Annotated in this window: 9 protein-coding genes; 2 read left to right on the forward strand and 7 right to left on the reverse strand. The window is 70.3% G+C overall.

Annotation, left to right across the window (positions count from 1 at the left end; genetic code table 11):
• The first annotated feature begins 187 nt into the window (after positions 1–187).
• Entirely contained in the window at positions 188–967 is a 780-nt protein-coding gene (locus tag BN159_RS13990) for a S1 family peptidase (RefSeq protein WP_015657628.1), read from the forward strand.
• A 66-nt stretch (positions 968–1,033) separates the two neighbouring features.
• Here the strand turns inward: BN159_RS13990 and BN159_RS13995 are convergent, their stop codons facing one another.
• The gene (locus BN159_RS13995) at positions 1,034–2,380 is read right to left on the reverse strand and encodes a hypothetical protein (protein ID WP_015657629.1); all 1,347 of its coding nucleotides are present in this window, start codon (positions 2,378–2,380) and stop codon (positions 1,034–1,036) included.
• Between the two features lie 91 nt (positions 2,381–2,471).
• Positions 2,472–5,480 (reverse strand): glycoside hydrolase family 3 protein, encoded by a 3,009-nt coding sequence (locus BN159_RS14000; protein ID WP_015657630.1) that lies wholly within the window; start codon positions 5,478–5,480, stop codon positions 2,472–2,474.
• 115 nt (positions 5,481–5,595) lie between these two features.
• Between BN159_RS14000 and BN159_RS14005 the strand changes: the two genes are divergently transcribed.
• Complete coding sequence (locus tag BN159_RS14005) at positions 5,596–7,461, forward strand: lectin (protein ID WP_015657631.1); 1,866 nt, start codon at positions 5,596–5,598, stop codon at positions 7,459–7,461.
• Positions 7,462–7,464: 3 nt separating this feature from the next.
• On the opposite strand, the gene cimA is transcribed toward BN159_RS14005, so the two are convergent.
• The 5 genes from cimA to BN159_RS14030 all read right to left on the reverse strand — a co-directional run bounded on the left by cimA (position 7,465) and on the right by BN159_RS14030 (position 14,089).
• Entirely contained in the window at positions 7,465–9,072 is a 1,608-nt protein-coding gene (gene cimA, locus BN159_RS14010; RefSeq protein ID WP_015657632.1) for a citramalate synthase, read from the reverse strand.
• Positions 9,073–9,403: 331 nt separating this feature from the next.
• Positions 9,404–10,648 carry a TolB family protein gene (locus BN159_RS14015; protein WP_157901095.1) on the reverse strand — a complete coding sequence of 415 codons (1,245 nt, stop codon included), beginning with the start codon at positions 10,646–10,648 and terminating at the stop codon, positions 9,404–9,406.
• 134 nt (positions 10,649–10,782) lie between these two features.
• Positions 10,783–11,382, reverse strand: a complete 600-nt coding sequence (locus BN159_RS14020; RefSeq protein WP_015657634.1) for a TetR/AcrR family transcriptional regulator — start codon at positions 11,380–11,382, stop codon at positions 10,783–10,785.
• Positions 11,383–11,392: 10 nt separating this feature from the next.
• Complete coding sequence (locus BN159_RS14025; RefSeq protein WP_015657635.1) at positions 11,393–12,409, reverse strand: agmatine deiminase family protein; 1,017 nt, start codon at positions 12,407–12,409, stop codon at positions 11,393–11,395.
• A gap of 9 nt (positions 12,410–12,418) precedes the next feature.
• Complete coding sequence (locus BN159_RS14030; protein ID WP_015657636.1) at positions 12,419–14,089, reverse strand: urease subunit alpha; 1,671 nt, start codon at positions 14,087–14,089, stop codon at positions 12,419–12,421.
• Position 14,090: the final 1 nt, after the last annotated feature.

A 14,090-nucleotide genomic window follows, 5' to 3' on the forward strand; every position in this document is an offset into this window, starting at 1 on the left:
GAAGAGACAGTAGGCGGGAATTAGGCCAGGTTCTGTCCTCTGTGCGCCATGCTCGCCTGGCCGGAATTGCCTGCTTGCCCAGTGCTCACAGCCTTCCCATAATCCGAGCACAGGGTTGACGTGTGCGCGACAACATCGCGACGCGTCCCTCGTACGCCTCCATCAACCCCCCACGGAAGGCAGCCCGTTGAAGTCTCTCCTCAAGGCGCTCAAGAGATGCGCGGTCGCCGGTGCGGCCGCGCTCGCCGTCGTCAGTCTTCAGCCCGTGTCCAGCGCGCAGGCCGCGCCCGCGCCCGTCGTCGGCGGAACACGCGCCGCGCAGGGCGAGTTCCCGTTCATGGTGCGGCTCTCGATGGGCTGCGGCGGGGCGCTCTACACCCAGCAGATCGTGCTCACCGCCGCCCACTGCGTGGGCCGTACCGGCGCGAACACCAGCATCACCGCCACCGCCGGGGTCGTGGACCTCCAGTCGAGCAGCCGTATCCAGGTCCGGTCCACCTACGTCTACCGCGCCCCCGGCTACAACGGCGACGGCAAGGACTGGGCGCTGATCAAGCTCGCCCAGCCGATCAACCTGCCCACACTGAAGATCGCCACGACCACGCAGTACAACACCGGCACCTTCACCGTGGCCGGCTGGGGCGCGGCCAGCGAGGGCGGTTCCCAGCAGCGGTATCTGCTGAAGGCGACCGTGCCGTTCGTCAGCGACGCGACCTGCCGCTCGTACAGCGGCTACGGCGGCCTCATCGCGAACGAGGAGATCTGCGCCGGTTACACCGCGGGCGGCGTCGACACCTGCCAGGGCGACTCCGGTGGCCCGATGTTCCGCCGGGACTCGGCGAACCAGTGGATCCAGGTCGGCATCGTGAGCTGGGGCATCGGATGCGCCCGGCCCAACGCGCCCGGTGTCTACACCGAGGTGTCCACCTTCGCCTCGGCGATCGCTTCCGCGGCGGCAGGTCTCTGAGCACCACCTGCGCACATGACGGGCCCGGCGCCGCGCGCGCCGGGCCCGTACCGGTCCCCGCCCGGGTCAGAACCCTCCGCCGAAGTCCCCGCCCCCGCCGAAGTCGCCGCCGCCGAAGCCGCCCATGAAGTCGTCGGAGGCGAAGTCGGCGCCCGAGACGTCGCCGCCCTCGTAACCGCCGCCGCCGAAGTCGCCGTAACCGGCGCCGTAGTCGGAGGCGTAGGCGGGGGACGCCATCATGCTGCCGAGCATCGTGCCGACCAGGAGGCCGGGGAGGATGCCGCCGCCGAAGTAGCCGCCGGCCCAGGGGCCGTAGGCGGGTCCGGCGTCCCAGTACGGGCGGCGGGCGCCGGTCTCGGTGGTGACCTCGCGGATCAGCGGGTCCTGGCCGTCGGCGAGACGGGCCTGGTCGGCCGCGCAGACCGGGACCTCACGAGTGGCGGCGCCCATCGGGGTCCACGTCACGTCCGCGACGGACGGGCCGTGCCGGGGGTCGAAGAAGCAGGGTGGCCGACGCTCCGGCAGCGGGCGGCCCTCGCGGCGGGCGGCGAGCACGGCCAGCGAGTGGCGGCCGTCGTCCAGGGCCTGGCTGACGGCCTTGACGTCCTCCGGTTTCGTCGCCCCGTCCATCAGCCGCTTGGCCTGCTCGTAGGAGTCCAGGCCGTGTTCGTAGTCGGTGCGCATCGCGTCGTCGGCGCCGGGTTCACCGGGGTGGAAGTCCAGGCGCTCCAGTTCCTCGCCGAACGCGGTGATGTCCTCGTCGACCACCACCCGCAGCTTCTCCAGCGCCTCGCGCTGCTCCTTCTCGTGCTGGAGGCGCCGGCGCCGCACCAGGGCGTACGCGCCCGCGCCGCCCGCCGCCAGCACCACGCCGGTGGTGACCAGACCGGCGATCGGGACGCCGGTGTCGGTCGACGAGCTCCAGGAGGCCGGGGCCGAGCCGCCCACGTTCTGGAGCGCCGCGTCGACGAAATCGTTCAGCTGGGCCTTGACGTCGTCGGTGCCTTCCACGGCCGTGACCAGGTTGTTCACACCGGCCTCGCTGAGCACCGAGGCGTCGGCCCGCGCGCCGAAGCGGTCACCGCTGCGCACCGCGTACAGGCCCGTGATTCCGGTCTCCGTACGGAGGTTCACGAAGAGGTCCTCCTCGGGCTGGTCGGCCGGGAGAACGGCGACGAAGACCGGCTTGTCGGCGTCCCTGATCTTGTCGGAGAGCGCCTCGGCGTCCGCGGAGGAGAGCTGGTCGGAGGCGGCGGGGTCCACATAGACGGGGTCCTCGCGCAGGGCCTCGGCGACCGTCGACAGATCCGCGGCCGCGTACGCGCCGGGCACACCGGCGGTCAGCACCGCCAGCGTGGCGGCGACCGGGACGAGGGCCCAGCGCACAAGGCCCCGGAGCAACGGAGTCCTCATACTTCGAAGCTACCTGACCAAACGGACAAACGTACCGGGCCCGGCGGGTTCGTTCCCACGATCCCGCCGGGCCCGGTCTCTCACAGCGGGCTCATCCGGCCCGGTAGGCCGCCGTCAGCCGCTCCACGGCCGCGCCGTAACGCCCCTGCGTCAGCAGCCGGTCCGCCTCCGCGAAGGGCTTGGCGGAGGCCGGGGTGACCGACTTCTGCTGGACGATCAGCCGCGCCTTGGTCACCAGCGCGCGGCCGGCCTCCTCCGCCCCGGCCCGCTCGGCCACCGCGGCCGCGACCCCGAGCGCCCTGAGGGTGGTGGTACCGCCCTCCGGCACCTTGGTCAGGGTGGTCAGGCCCCAGCCGTAGGGGAACTGCGGATCGTACGAGGCGTCCCCGACGTTGATCGGCAACTGGGCCTCGGACTTCGGCCAGGTGACGGGGAGCTGCCCGGTGAACGGCCGCTTCCCGTACAGCACATCGGCGACGCCGTCGCCCTCGGTGCCCGGCAGCCAGGAGGCGACCAGGGCGTCCACCTCGCCGAGCCGCTCGGCGCCGAGGAGCTGCGGGCGTCCGGACACGGTCAGCACCGCGCACGTCATCGCCGCGCACACCTTGTCGACGGCTGCCTGGTCGGCCGCGGACAGCACCAGGTCGTTGCCGTTGCCGACATCGCCGATGCCCTCGGCGTAGGGGGTCTCGCCGACGACGACCACACCGACGGCGTGGCCGTCGGTCGGGGCGGAGGCGTCCTTGGAGTACGTCAGGCCCGGGGAGTTCTTCCGCATCGCCTCCAGGATCGTCGTGCCCTCGGTGATGTCGCCCGAGGAACCCTGCCAGGTGATGGTCCAGCCGCCGGTCTGGTTGCCCAGGTCGTCGGCGTTGGACCCGGCGACGTACACCTTCTGCGACTTCTTCAGGGGCAGCAGGTTCCGCTCGTTCTTCAGCAGCACCTGCGACTTCGCCGCCGCCTCGCGCGCCACGGCCCGGTGCTCGGCGGAACCGATCTCCGCGGCGCCGCTGGTGTCGGCGTAGGGCTCCTCGAAGAGGCCGAGCCTGAACTTCTGGGTGAGGATGCGGGAGACGGCGTCGTCGATCCGCTGCTCGGTGATCCGTCCGGCCGTCGCCTCGGAGACGAGGGCGGAGTGGAACTCCTTGTAGGAGTACGGCGCCATGACCATGTCGACCCCGGCGTTGACCGACGTACGGACGTCGCTGGTGTAGTCGCCCGGGATCTGGTCGATGCCGTTCCAGTCGCTGATCACGAAGCCCTCGAAGTCCATGCGGCCCTTGAGGGCGCCGTTGATCATGTCGGCGCGGGCGTGCATCTTCACGGGGCCCTGGCCGTCGCCGATCAGGTCGAGGGAGGAGTACGACGGCATGACGGTGCCGACACCCCGGTCGACGGCCTCTTCGAACGGCGTCAGGTGTACGGCCTCCAGTTCCTGCCGGGTGACCTTGGTGACGCCTTGGTCGATGGTGTAGGTGCCGGTGGTGGAGGAGCCGTACTCGGTGCCGCCGTCGCCGACGAAGTGCTTGGCGGTGGCGAGGACCTTGTCGTCGCGGTCCAGGTCCCGTCCGTCGGCGCGGCCCTGGAGGCCCTGGATCACCGTCTCCATGGACTCGACCAGCGCCGGGTCCTCACCGAAGGCCTCGTAGGAGCGGCCCCAGCGTTCGTCGCGGGTGACGCAGAGGCAGGGTGCGAAGTCCCAGGGGACGCCGGTGGCGCGGACCTCGGCGGCGGTCACCGCCCCTGCTTCGTGGGCGAGTCGGGAATCGCGGGTCGCTCCGATGCCGATGTTGTGCGGCATGATCGTGGCGCCGACCAGGTTGTTGTGGCCGTGCACCGCGTCGACGCCGTAGATCAGCGGGATCTGGAAGCGGGTCGCCTGGGCGCGGAGCTGGTAGGAGTCGATCATCTTCGCCCAGGCCTCGGCCGTGTTGGGCGTCGGGGTGGAGCCGCCGCCGGAGAGCAGCGAGCCCAGGTCGTAGGCGGCGATGTCGCCGGGCTTGCCCATGGCGCCGCGCTCGGCCTGGGTCATCTGGCCGGCCTTCTCCGCCAGGGACATCCGGCCGATGAGGTCGGCGACGCGCTTCTTCACGGGCAACTTGCTGTTGAGGTACGGCAGTCCGTGCGCGTCCACGACGATCTGCGGGTTCTCGGTGGGCGGCTTGGCGCCGGTGACGGTCAGCTTCAGCGGGACCGTCTCGGCGGATTCGGCCGCCTTGTCCTTGAGGGTGCGGACCTGAACGGCGCGGGTGGTGCCGGAGACGGTGCCCGCGGGGAAGGTGAACTCGCCCTTGACGGGCGTGTAGTCGTCGCCCGAGGCGCTCCCGCCGGTGGTCTCGTAGGCGACGGTGACGGGTTCGTCGACGGGGGCGGAGCCGGTGGTGGCGAGGGTGACGCGGACGGTGGCGGTGCCGCCCTCGGTCACCGGGTACACGGCGGCGTCGGTGGTGACGGAGGCGCGCAGGGACTGATCCGCCTTGCCGTACAACTCGACGCCGTCCATGGCGAATTCGCCCGGTGTCCCGACCGGGAGGGTGACGGCGTAGCCCCACATCTCGGTGAGGCCGAGGATCTGGTCGATGCCGCCGACGGGCTGGTAGTCGGTGCGGTAGACGAAGTCCGTGAAGGGGATCTCGATCTGCTTCCAGCCGGTGAAGTCGTCGGTGAAGGTCGTCTGCCACAGCTCGGAGGCCTCGCCGTTGGCGCCGCCGTCCTTCAGCTCGAAGGCGATCTTCTTGCCGTTGTTCTGTCCGTCCCACCAGAAGCGGATGCCTTTGCTCGCCGACCAGTTGTGGGCGGGTTGGTCAAAGGCGAAGTCGTGGGTGAAGCCGCCGTAGCCGCTGATGTCGTAGGTGCCGGAGAGGACCTTCTCGCCCTCGGGGGCGTCCTCGCGTGCGCCGATCCGGAGGGTGGGCGGATCGTCGTTGTCGCTGCCCCAGGTGAAGATGCCCTCCGCGGGAGGACTGGCGAAGGGGATTTCGCCCTCGAAACGGTCGACGGGGACGGGTGCGGGTGCGGGATCGTCCACCGCGCTTGCCGACGACAGCGGCACGAGTGCGGCGAGCAGAGCGGTGGAGACGAGCAGGGCGGTTCTTGGCATAGACCTTCCCTCGACTCTCATGGTTCACTCAGGACTTAGATCACGCCGTGAGTTAACTAACAACACACATACCCGTCAAGACAGCACGTCAGACATTTCGGGAAGGTGAGGCACTGTGCGAGGAACCCCCCACACGGTCCGGCTGCTGCTGGCCGCACTGCTCTCCACGGCCGGCGTCACCGCGGCAACCACCCCTGCCCAGGCGGCGGGTGAGCAGGTCACCGCCTATCTCACGACCACCGACGACAGCGGCGGCCGCCATGTCACCCGGGGACTCCAGCAGCAGGCACCGTTCAACTTCCAGTCCGGCACCGGCGGTTCGGGCGAGAACATCACCGTCGACGAGAACACCCGGTACCAGACCTTCACCGGCGGCGGCGCCTCCTTCACCGACACCGCGGCCTGGCTGATGGACGGCAGCGGTGCGCTGTCCCAGGCCACCCGGGACGAGACCATGCGCAAGCTGTTCTCCCCGACGGAGGGCATCGGTCTGTCGTTCCTGCGCAATCCGATGGGCGGCTCGGACCTCGCGCGGTTCGGCTACACCTACGACGACATGCCGGCCGGGCAGACGGACCCCGACCTGTCGGAGTTCTCCCTCGCGCACGACCTCCAGGACGTGGTGCCGCTGACCAAGCAGGCGCGGCAGCTGAACCCGGCGCTCACCGTGATGGCCTCGCCGTGGACCGCGCCCGCCTGGATGAAGGACAGCGGACAGCTCAACGGCGGCTGGCTGAAGGCGGAGCACTACGGCGCCTACGCCTCCTACTTCGTGAAATACGTGCAGGGCTACCAGGCCCAGGGCATCCCGATCGCGTACGTGACGGCGCAGAACGAGCCGACGTGCTGCTCGGGCTATCCGTCGATGAGCTGGAACGCCTCCGGGCTGCACTACTTCACCAAGAACGAGCTGCTGCCCAAGCTCCAGGCGGCCGGCCTGTCGACGAAGGTTCTCGCGCACGACTGGAACTGGTCCGACTACGACGCCTACGCGGCGCAGACCGTGGACGACGCGGCGATCCGCTCGCACCCCAACTTCGGCGGCATCGCCTGGCACGGCTACGGCGGTGACGTGGCCAAGCAGACCGCGGTGCACAACCAGTACCCGCAGCTGGACGCCTTCGGGACCGAGCACTCGGGCGGCACCTGGATCGCCAACCAGCAGCGCGAGGACATGATGAACATCATCGACTACACCCGCAACTGGGCGAAGTCGGTGACCAAGTGGTCCCTCGCCGTGGACCAGAACCGGGGTCCGCACAACGGCGGTTGCGGGGTCTGCGACGGGCTGATCACCGTCCACAACGGGGACTCCCGGCACGGCCAGGTGGACTACATGATCGAGTACTACACGATGGGCCACCTCACGAAGTTCGTCCGGCCCGGCGCCCACCGCATCGCCTCCACCGCCTCGGCGTCCGTGCCGAACGTGGCCTGGCGCAACCCGGACGGCTCCAAGGCGCTGATCGCCTACAACGACGCCTCCACCGCGAAGACGGTGACCATCAACTGGGGCTCCCAGCACTCCACTTACTCGCTGCCCGGCAAGACCTCGGCCACCTTCACCTGGTCCGGCAACCAGTCCGGCGGCGGCGAGCAGTCGGGCGCGTTCGTGGGCCTCGCGGGCAAGTGCCTCGATGTGGCGGGCGGTTCGAGCGCCAACGGCACGGCGGTGCAGCTCTACGACTGCAACGGATCCGCGGCCCAGCGGTGGACCGTGGGCGCCGACGGCTCGGTGCGGGCGCTCGGCAAGTGCCTCGACGTGACGGGCGGTTCGACGGCGAACGGGGCGAAGGTGCAGTTGTACGACTGCAACGGCACCGGGGCGCAGCAGTGGTCGTACAACGCCTCGACGGGCGATGTGGTGAACCGCGCCGCCGACAAGTGCCTCGATGTCACCGACAACTCCTCGGCCAACGGCGCCCGTGCGCAGATCTGGAGCTGCACGGGCGCCGCCAACCAGAAGTGGAGGCTGGCCTGACGGTTACTGCGCCGGGCTCACGCCGGCCCGGAGCAGACCGTAGGTGTAGGCGTCCTCCAGGGCCTGCCAGGACGCGGCGATGACGTTCTCCGCGACGCCCACCGTCGACCACTCGCCCGCGCCGTCGGACGTGGAGATCAGCACGCGGGTGGTCGACTGGGTGCCGTGGACGCCCTCCAGGATGCGGACCTTGTAGTCGACCAGATCCAGCTTGGCGAGCTGGGGGTAGATCTTCTCCAGCGCCACGCGGAGGGCACGGTCCAGGGCGTTGACCGGGCCGTTGCCCTCCGCGGTGGCCACGATGCGCTCGCCCTTGGCGAAGAGCTTGACGGTGGCCTCGTTGGCGTGGGTGCCGTCGGGGCGGTCCTCGACGATCGCGCGCCAGGACTCCACGTCGAAGTACTTCAGGGGCTTGCCCCCCTCGACCTCGGCGCGCAGCAGCAGCTCGAAGGAGGCGTCCGCCGCCTCGTAGGTGTAGCCCTTGAGCTCGCGCTCCTTGACCCGCTCCACGACCCGGCCGACCAGTTCGCGGTCGCCGCCCAGGTCGACGCCGAGTTCCTTGCCCTTGAGCTCCACCGAGGCGCGGCCCGCCATGTCGGAGACCAGCATCCGCATGGTGTTGCCGACCTGCTCGGGGTCGATGTGCTGGTACAGGTCCGGGTCGACCTTGATCGCGGAGGCGTGCAGTCCCGCCTTGTGCGCGAAGGCGGAGACGCCGACGTAGGGCTGGTGGGTGGAGGGGGTGAGGTTGACGACCTCGGCGATGGCGTGGGAGATCCGGGTCATCTCGCGGAGGTGTCCCTCGGGCAGGACCTTCTTGCCGTACTTCAGCTCCAGGGCCGCTACCACCGGGAAGAGGTTGGCGTTGCCGACCCGCTCGCCGTAGCCGTTGGCCGTGCACTGGACGTGGGTCGCGCCCGCGTCCACCGCGGCGAGCGTGTTGGCGACCGCGCAGCCGGTGTCGTCCTGGGCGTGGATGCCGAGCCGGGCGCCGGTGTCCGCCAGTACCGTCCCCACGACCGCCTGGACCTGCGCCGGGAGCATGCCGCCGTTGGTGTCGCAGAGGATGACGACATCCGCGCCGGCCTCGGACGCCGTACGGACGACGGACTTGGCGTACTCGGGGTTGGCGCGGTAGCCGTCGAAGAAGTGCTCGCAGTCGACGAAGACCCGGCGGCCCTGCTCCTTGAGGAAGGAGACGGTGTCCCGGACCATCTCCAGGTTCTCGTCCAGGGTGGTGCGCAGCGCGAGTTCCACATGCCGGTCGTGCGACTTGGCCACCAGGGTGATCACCGGGGCGCCCGAGTCCAGGAGCGCCCTCACCTGCGGGTCCTCGGCAGCCTTGGCGCCCGCCCGGCGGGTGGCACCGAAGGCGACCAGCTGGGCGTGCTTGAAGTCGATCTCCTGCTGGGCGCGGGCGAAGAACTCGGTGTCCCGCGGGTTGGCGCCGGGCCAGCCGCCCTCGATGAAGCCCACGCCGAAGTCGTCCAGGTGCCGTGCGATGGCCAGCTTGTCCGCGACGGTGAGGTTGATGCCCTCACGCTGGGCGCCGTCGCGCAGGGTGGTGTCGAAGACGTGGAACGAGTCGTCGAGCTCGCTGGTTTCCGTCATGGTCTGAAGGCTCCTGATGTATGGATCTCGGTCTGTACCGGAATGACCGGCTCCACCGTCCTCCAATGATCCCTCGCGCCGCGTTCCCGGCTGTAGGTGGGCCAGAAATGCGAAAAACCTCTCGCGGGTGCGAGAGGTCTGCGCGCGGGTCGAGGACGACGGTGTCCGCCCGCACCTGGTCGTACGTGGCGGTCACTGCGGACCGGCGCGCCTGCTGCCAATAATCATGGCGAACGAGAGCACGGTGGCAGTCTGGCACAGACTGCCACCGTGCTCACCGGTGTCTCAGTATGCGAACCTCGTCCTGGTCAGTCGCAGCCGGAAGCTCCGGTCAGCGCAGCCGGAACAGGAAGCCGTCGCCCACTCCGTTGGTGTCGCCGGGGACCAGCTCGGGCGAGTAGGAGTAGACGGAGAGCAGCCGGTTGCCCCGGGCGAAGGCGCTGGGTGCCGCGGATCCCTCGGTCTGGGGTCCGCCCGCGACGGTGCGGGTCACGAGCTTGGTCCGGCCGGACCGCAGATCCCGGACATGGACGTTCTCCGCGACGACCTCGTCCCCCGACTTGACCTCGGTGTTGTAGGCGAGGAGGCGGCCGTCGGGGCTGAGCAGACCGGCACCCAGCCCGCCCTGGCCCTCGTGGGTCATCCACCGGGTCTCACCCGTGACGCTGTCGTACAGATACAGCTCCCAGGTGTACTCCGGCGCTCCGGGGACGACGCTCTCGTCGAACGAGGAGTACGTCACGAACCGGCCGTCCGCGGAGAGGTTCGCGCCTCCCGGACTGCCGTTGGTGGGCTCGCCCCCGACCTGGTTCACCAGCTTCTGCTCCCCGGTGCCCAGATCGACGTGCCACAGCTCGTGCCGCCCGCCGCGCGGGTGCCGCTGCACATAGGTCAGATGGCTGCCGACGGCGCTCAGGGTGACGCTCGGGACGTACCAGTCCGACGGGATGTGGTCGCTGATGCGCTTGGCCGTGCCACTGCGGCGGTCGACGACGTAGGCGACGGTCTGGCTGTTCGACGCCCCCTCCATCCGCTGCGCCGAGGCGCCGAAGGCGACGTAGCGGCCGTCGGCGGACATGTCGAAGGTGTCGAACGCCCAGGCGCTGCCGCCGTCGGCGGCGACGCTGACCCGCTCGGTGCGGCCGGTGCGACGGTCGTGGACGTAGACGTCCTCCACCCGGGCGGTGGGCGGTTCGGGCCAGTCGACGAGATTCGTGGCGCTGGACATGAAGGCGACGTAGCGGCCGTCCGCGCTGATCTCCACACGGTGGGAGCCCCAGCCCCCCTCGGCCTGCGTCCCGTCCGAGGCGACGTTGACCCGCTCGACGGTTCCCTTGCGCAGATCGCGGACGAAGACATCGCTGCGCCCGTTGGTGTCACCCGGCACCACACCGGCGTCCTCCGTGACGAACGCGGCGAAGCGCCCGTCCGCGGAGAGCGCGGCTCCGCCCGACCCCTTCTCGATCTGCTCCCCCGAGGCCCGCAGCGTGATCCGCTCGGGTCCCGGCTTCGGCGCCGGCGCCGCGGACGTCGCTGTTAACGCCACCATCGCCCCCGCGAGCACGGCAACAGACACCCCACGCATGGTTCTGAACACGTTTCCCCCGTGATGCAGTTCCCCCCGGCCCCGCGCCGAGGGCTTCCATCGAGGCAAACGCACCACGCGTCACGGCGTCAATCCCCCGAATTGAGTACAACCCGGGCGCGGCTTCAGTCGTCCGCGAGGAGGCTCTCCCGGAGGAACTCCCCGACATGGCCGATAACTTGCGCCCGGTCCGTGCCCCTGAGCCCGATCGCCACATGGATGGAGAAGCCGTCCAGCAGCGCTCGCATCCGGGCCGCGAACCGGTCCGGGTCGACCGGCCGGAACTCCCCGCGCGAGACCCCCTCCGCGAGCAGCGCCACCAGGTCGCGGTGCCAGGCGCCCTCGATCGCGGCCTGCCGGTCGCGGGCGGCGTCGTCGGCGTTCTGCGAGCGGTTCCAGACCTCCAGCCACAGCGTCCAGTGCGGGTCGCGATGGCCGTCGGGGACATAGAGGTCGACGTAGGCATCCAGCCGTTCCCGGGCGGGCGCGGTGCGGGTGAGCAGTCGGCCGCGCTCGGCGCCGAGCCTGCCCTCGCTCCACTCCAGGGTCTCCAGCAGCAGCTCGTCCTTGGAGCCGAAGTAGTAGAGCAGATGCCCGCTGCTCATCCCGACCTCGCGGCCGAGCGCCGCCATGGTGAGCTTCTCCAGACCGCGCTCGGCGATCATCTCCATGGCGGCGACGAGGACGTCCTCCCGCGGCGGCGCGTTCTTCCGCGCACCGGCCATCCGACGGCTCCTAGATCTTCGGCTGCTGTTGCGTGATGCAGTGGATGCCTCCACCGCCAGCGAAGATGGTACGGGCGTCCACCAGCGTCACCGTCCGCTCCGGGAACAGCCGCCGGAAGATCCCGGCCGCGATCTCGTCGTTCGGGTCGCCGAAGGCGCACAGGACGACGCCGCCGTTGCAGAGGTAGTGGTTGATGTAGGAGTAGTCCACCCAGTCGCCCTCCTCGTCCTTCAGGACGGTGGGCGCGGGGATCTCGACGACCTCCAGGCGGCGGCCCTTCGCGTCGGTCGCGCCGCGCAGCAGCTCGATGTACTGCTGGGAGCGGGCGTGGTCCGGGTGGGCCGGGTCGCGCTGGCTGTGCACCAGCACGGTGCCGGGCCGGGCGAAGGCCGCGACGATGTCGACGTGGCCCTGGGTGCCGTACCTGCCGTAGTCGCCGGCCAGGCCGTGCGGGAGCCAGATCGCCTTGGTGGTGCCGAGCTTGGCGTGGATCTCCGCCTCGGCCCGCTCGCGGGTCCACTCGGGGTTGCGACCTGGGCCGAGCTGGACGGTGTCGGTCAGCAGGACCGTGCCCTCGCCGTCGACATGGATCGCGCCGCCCTCGTTGACCAGCGTCGAGGACAGCACGGGCACCCGGGCCAGGTCCGCGACGTGGCGGGCGATCTTGGAGTCGTGCTCCCAGCGGGCCCAGTCCTGGGCGCCCCAGCCGTTGAACACCCAGTCCACGGCGGCCAGTTCACGGCCGTTCGTGACGAACGTCGGGCCGATGTCGCGCATCCAGGCGTCGTCGAGTTCGCGCTCCACCAACTCGACGTCCGGGCCCAGCAGTTCGCGCGCCCTCTCGCCCTGCCCCGGCCCGTGCACCATCGTCACCGGCTCGAACCGGCGCACGGCGCGGGCGACGGCGGCCCAGGCGATACGGGCCTCGGCCAGCTCCTCGTCGGTGGTGAAGGTGGGGTTGGGTCCCGGCCAGGCCATCCAGGTGCGTTCGTGCGGGGCCCACTCGGGGGGCATGCGGTAGGTCATGGAGAAGTCCTAAAGAAAATAGAGGCGGTTCAGGGCGACCGAGTCGGCCGGTTCCGAGCGGAGCGGCTCGCCGTCCAGCGTCACCAGGCCCGTGCGCTGGTCGACGTCGACCGCTCCGGTGCGGGAGTTGAGCCGCAGATCGGCCGGTCCGATGCCACGGGTGCCGCGCACGGCGACGCGGCGGCGCCGGGTCGGCATGGTGTCGTTGCCCTGGTCCAGGGCGGCTTGGGCGACGAACGCGACGGAGATGTCGGCCGGGGTGCCACCGTACGCGCCGAACTGCGGGCCCAGGACGAGCGGTTCGCAGGTGTCGGTGGCCGCGTTCGGGTCGCCGACCACACCGTAGGCCGGGAAGCCCGCCTTGAGGACGAGCTGCGGTTTGGCACCGAAGTACTCCGGGCGCCACAGCACGATGTCGGCCAGCCTGCCGACCTCCAGCGAGCCCACCTCGTGCGAAAGCCCGTGGGCGATGGCCGGGTTGACAGTCAGCTTGGCCATGTAGCGCAGGACGCGCTCGTTGTCGTGCTCCTCAGGGGCGCCGAACTCGGCCTTCATCTTCCCGGCCATGGCGAAGGTACGGCGGACCGTCTCGCCCGCGCGTCCCATGCCCTGCGCGTCGGAGGAAGTGATGCCGATCGCGCCCAGGTCGTGCAGCACGTCCTCGGCGCCCATCGTCCCGGCGCGGATGCGGTCCCTTGCCATGGCGGCGTCGCCGGGCAGGTCCGTCTTCAGGTCGTGGACGGAGACGATCATGCCGTAGTGCTCGGCGACCGCGTCCCGTCCGAAGGGCAGCGTGGGGTTGGTGGAGGAGCCGATGACGTTCGGGACTCCGGCCATCTTCAGCACGTTCGGGACGTGTCCGCCGCCGCAGCCCTCGATGTGGAAGGCGTGGATGGTGCGGCCCTCCAGGACACGCAGGGTGTCCTCGACCGACAGGCATTCATTCAACCCGTCGCTGTGCAGGGCGACCTGGACGTCGTGCTCCTCGGCGACCCGCAGCGCCGTGTCCAGCGCCCGGGTGTGGGCGCCCATGTCCTCGTGTACCTTGAAGCCACTCGCCCCACCCTCGGCCAGGGCCTCGACCAGAGGTGCCTCGGAAGAGGACGAACCCCGGCCCAGGAAGCCGATGTTGACGGGCCAGGCGTCGAAGGCGTTGAAGGCGTGCTTCAGCGCCCAGGGCGAGTTGACGCCCACGCCCCACACCGGCCCGAACTCCTGCCCGATGATCGTGGTCACCCCGGAAGCGAGCGAGGCCTCCATGATGCGCGGCGAGAGCAGATGCACATGCGTGTCCACGGCGCCCGCGGTGGCGATGAGCCCCTCGCCGGACACGATGGACGTGCCGGTGCCGACCACGACGTCGACCCCGTCGAGGGTGTCCGGGTTCCCGGCCCGCCCGATCGAGCAGATCCGACCGTCACGGATGCCGATGGAGACCTTGCGGATGCCGAGAACCGCATCGATCACCACGACATTGCTGATGACAACGTCACAGGTCTCCCGGACGGCGGCCGCCTTGAGGTGCAGTCCGTCTCGGGCGGTCTTGCCGAACCCGGCGAGGAACTCGTCGCCGTAGCGCTGGGAGTCGGACTCGACGCGGATCGTCAGCCCTGAGTCGCCGAGCCGGATGCGGTCGCCGGCGCGGGGGCCGTGGACGGAGGCGTAGTCATGAGGATCCATC

The organism is Streptomyces davaonensis JCM 4913 (genome assembly GCF_000349325.1).
Classification (GTDB): Bacteria; Actinomycetota; Actinomycetes; order Streptomycetales; family Streptomycetaceae; genus Streptomyces; species Streptomyces davaonensis.

Bases quoted from the DNA above. Each gene is read 5' to 3' on its own strand.
- BN159_RS14025 (WP_015657635.1), bottom strand. From the start codon at position 12,409: ATGACCTACCGCATGCCCCCCGAGTGGGCCCCGCACGAACGCACCTGG.
- BN159_RS14000 (WP_015657630.1), bottom strand. From the start codon at position 5,480: ATGCCAAGAACCGCCCTGCTCGTCTCCACCGCTCTGCTCGCCGCACTC.
- BN159_RS14020 (WP_015657634.1), bottom strand. From the start codon at position 11,382: ATGGCCGGTGCGCGGAAGAACGCGCCGCCGCGGGAGGACGTCCTCGTC.
- BN159_RS13995 (WP_015657629.1), bottom strand. From the start codon at position 2,380: ATGAGGACTCCGTTGCTCCGGGGCCTTGTGCGCTGGGCCCTCGTCCCG.
- BN159_RS14030 (WP_015657636.1), bottom strand. From the start codon at position 14,089: ATGGATCCTCATGACTACGCCTCCGTCCACGGCCCCCGCGCCGGCGAC.
- cimA (WP_015657632.1), bottom strand. From the start codon at position 9,072: ATGACGGAAACCAGCGAGCTCGACGACTCGTTCCACGTCTTCGACACC.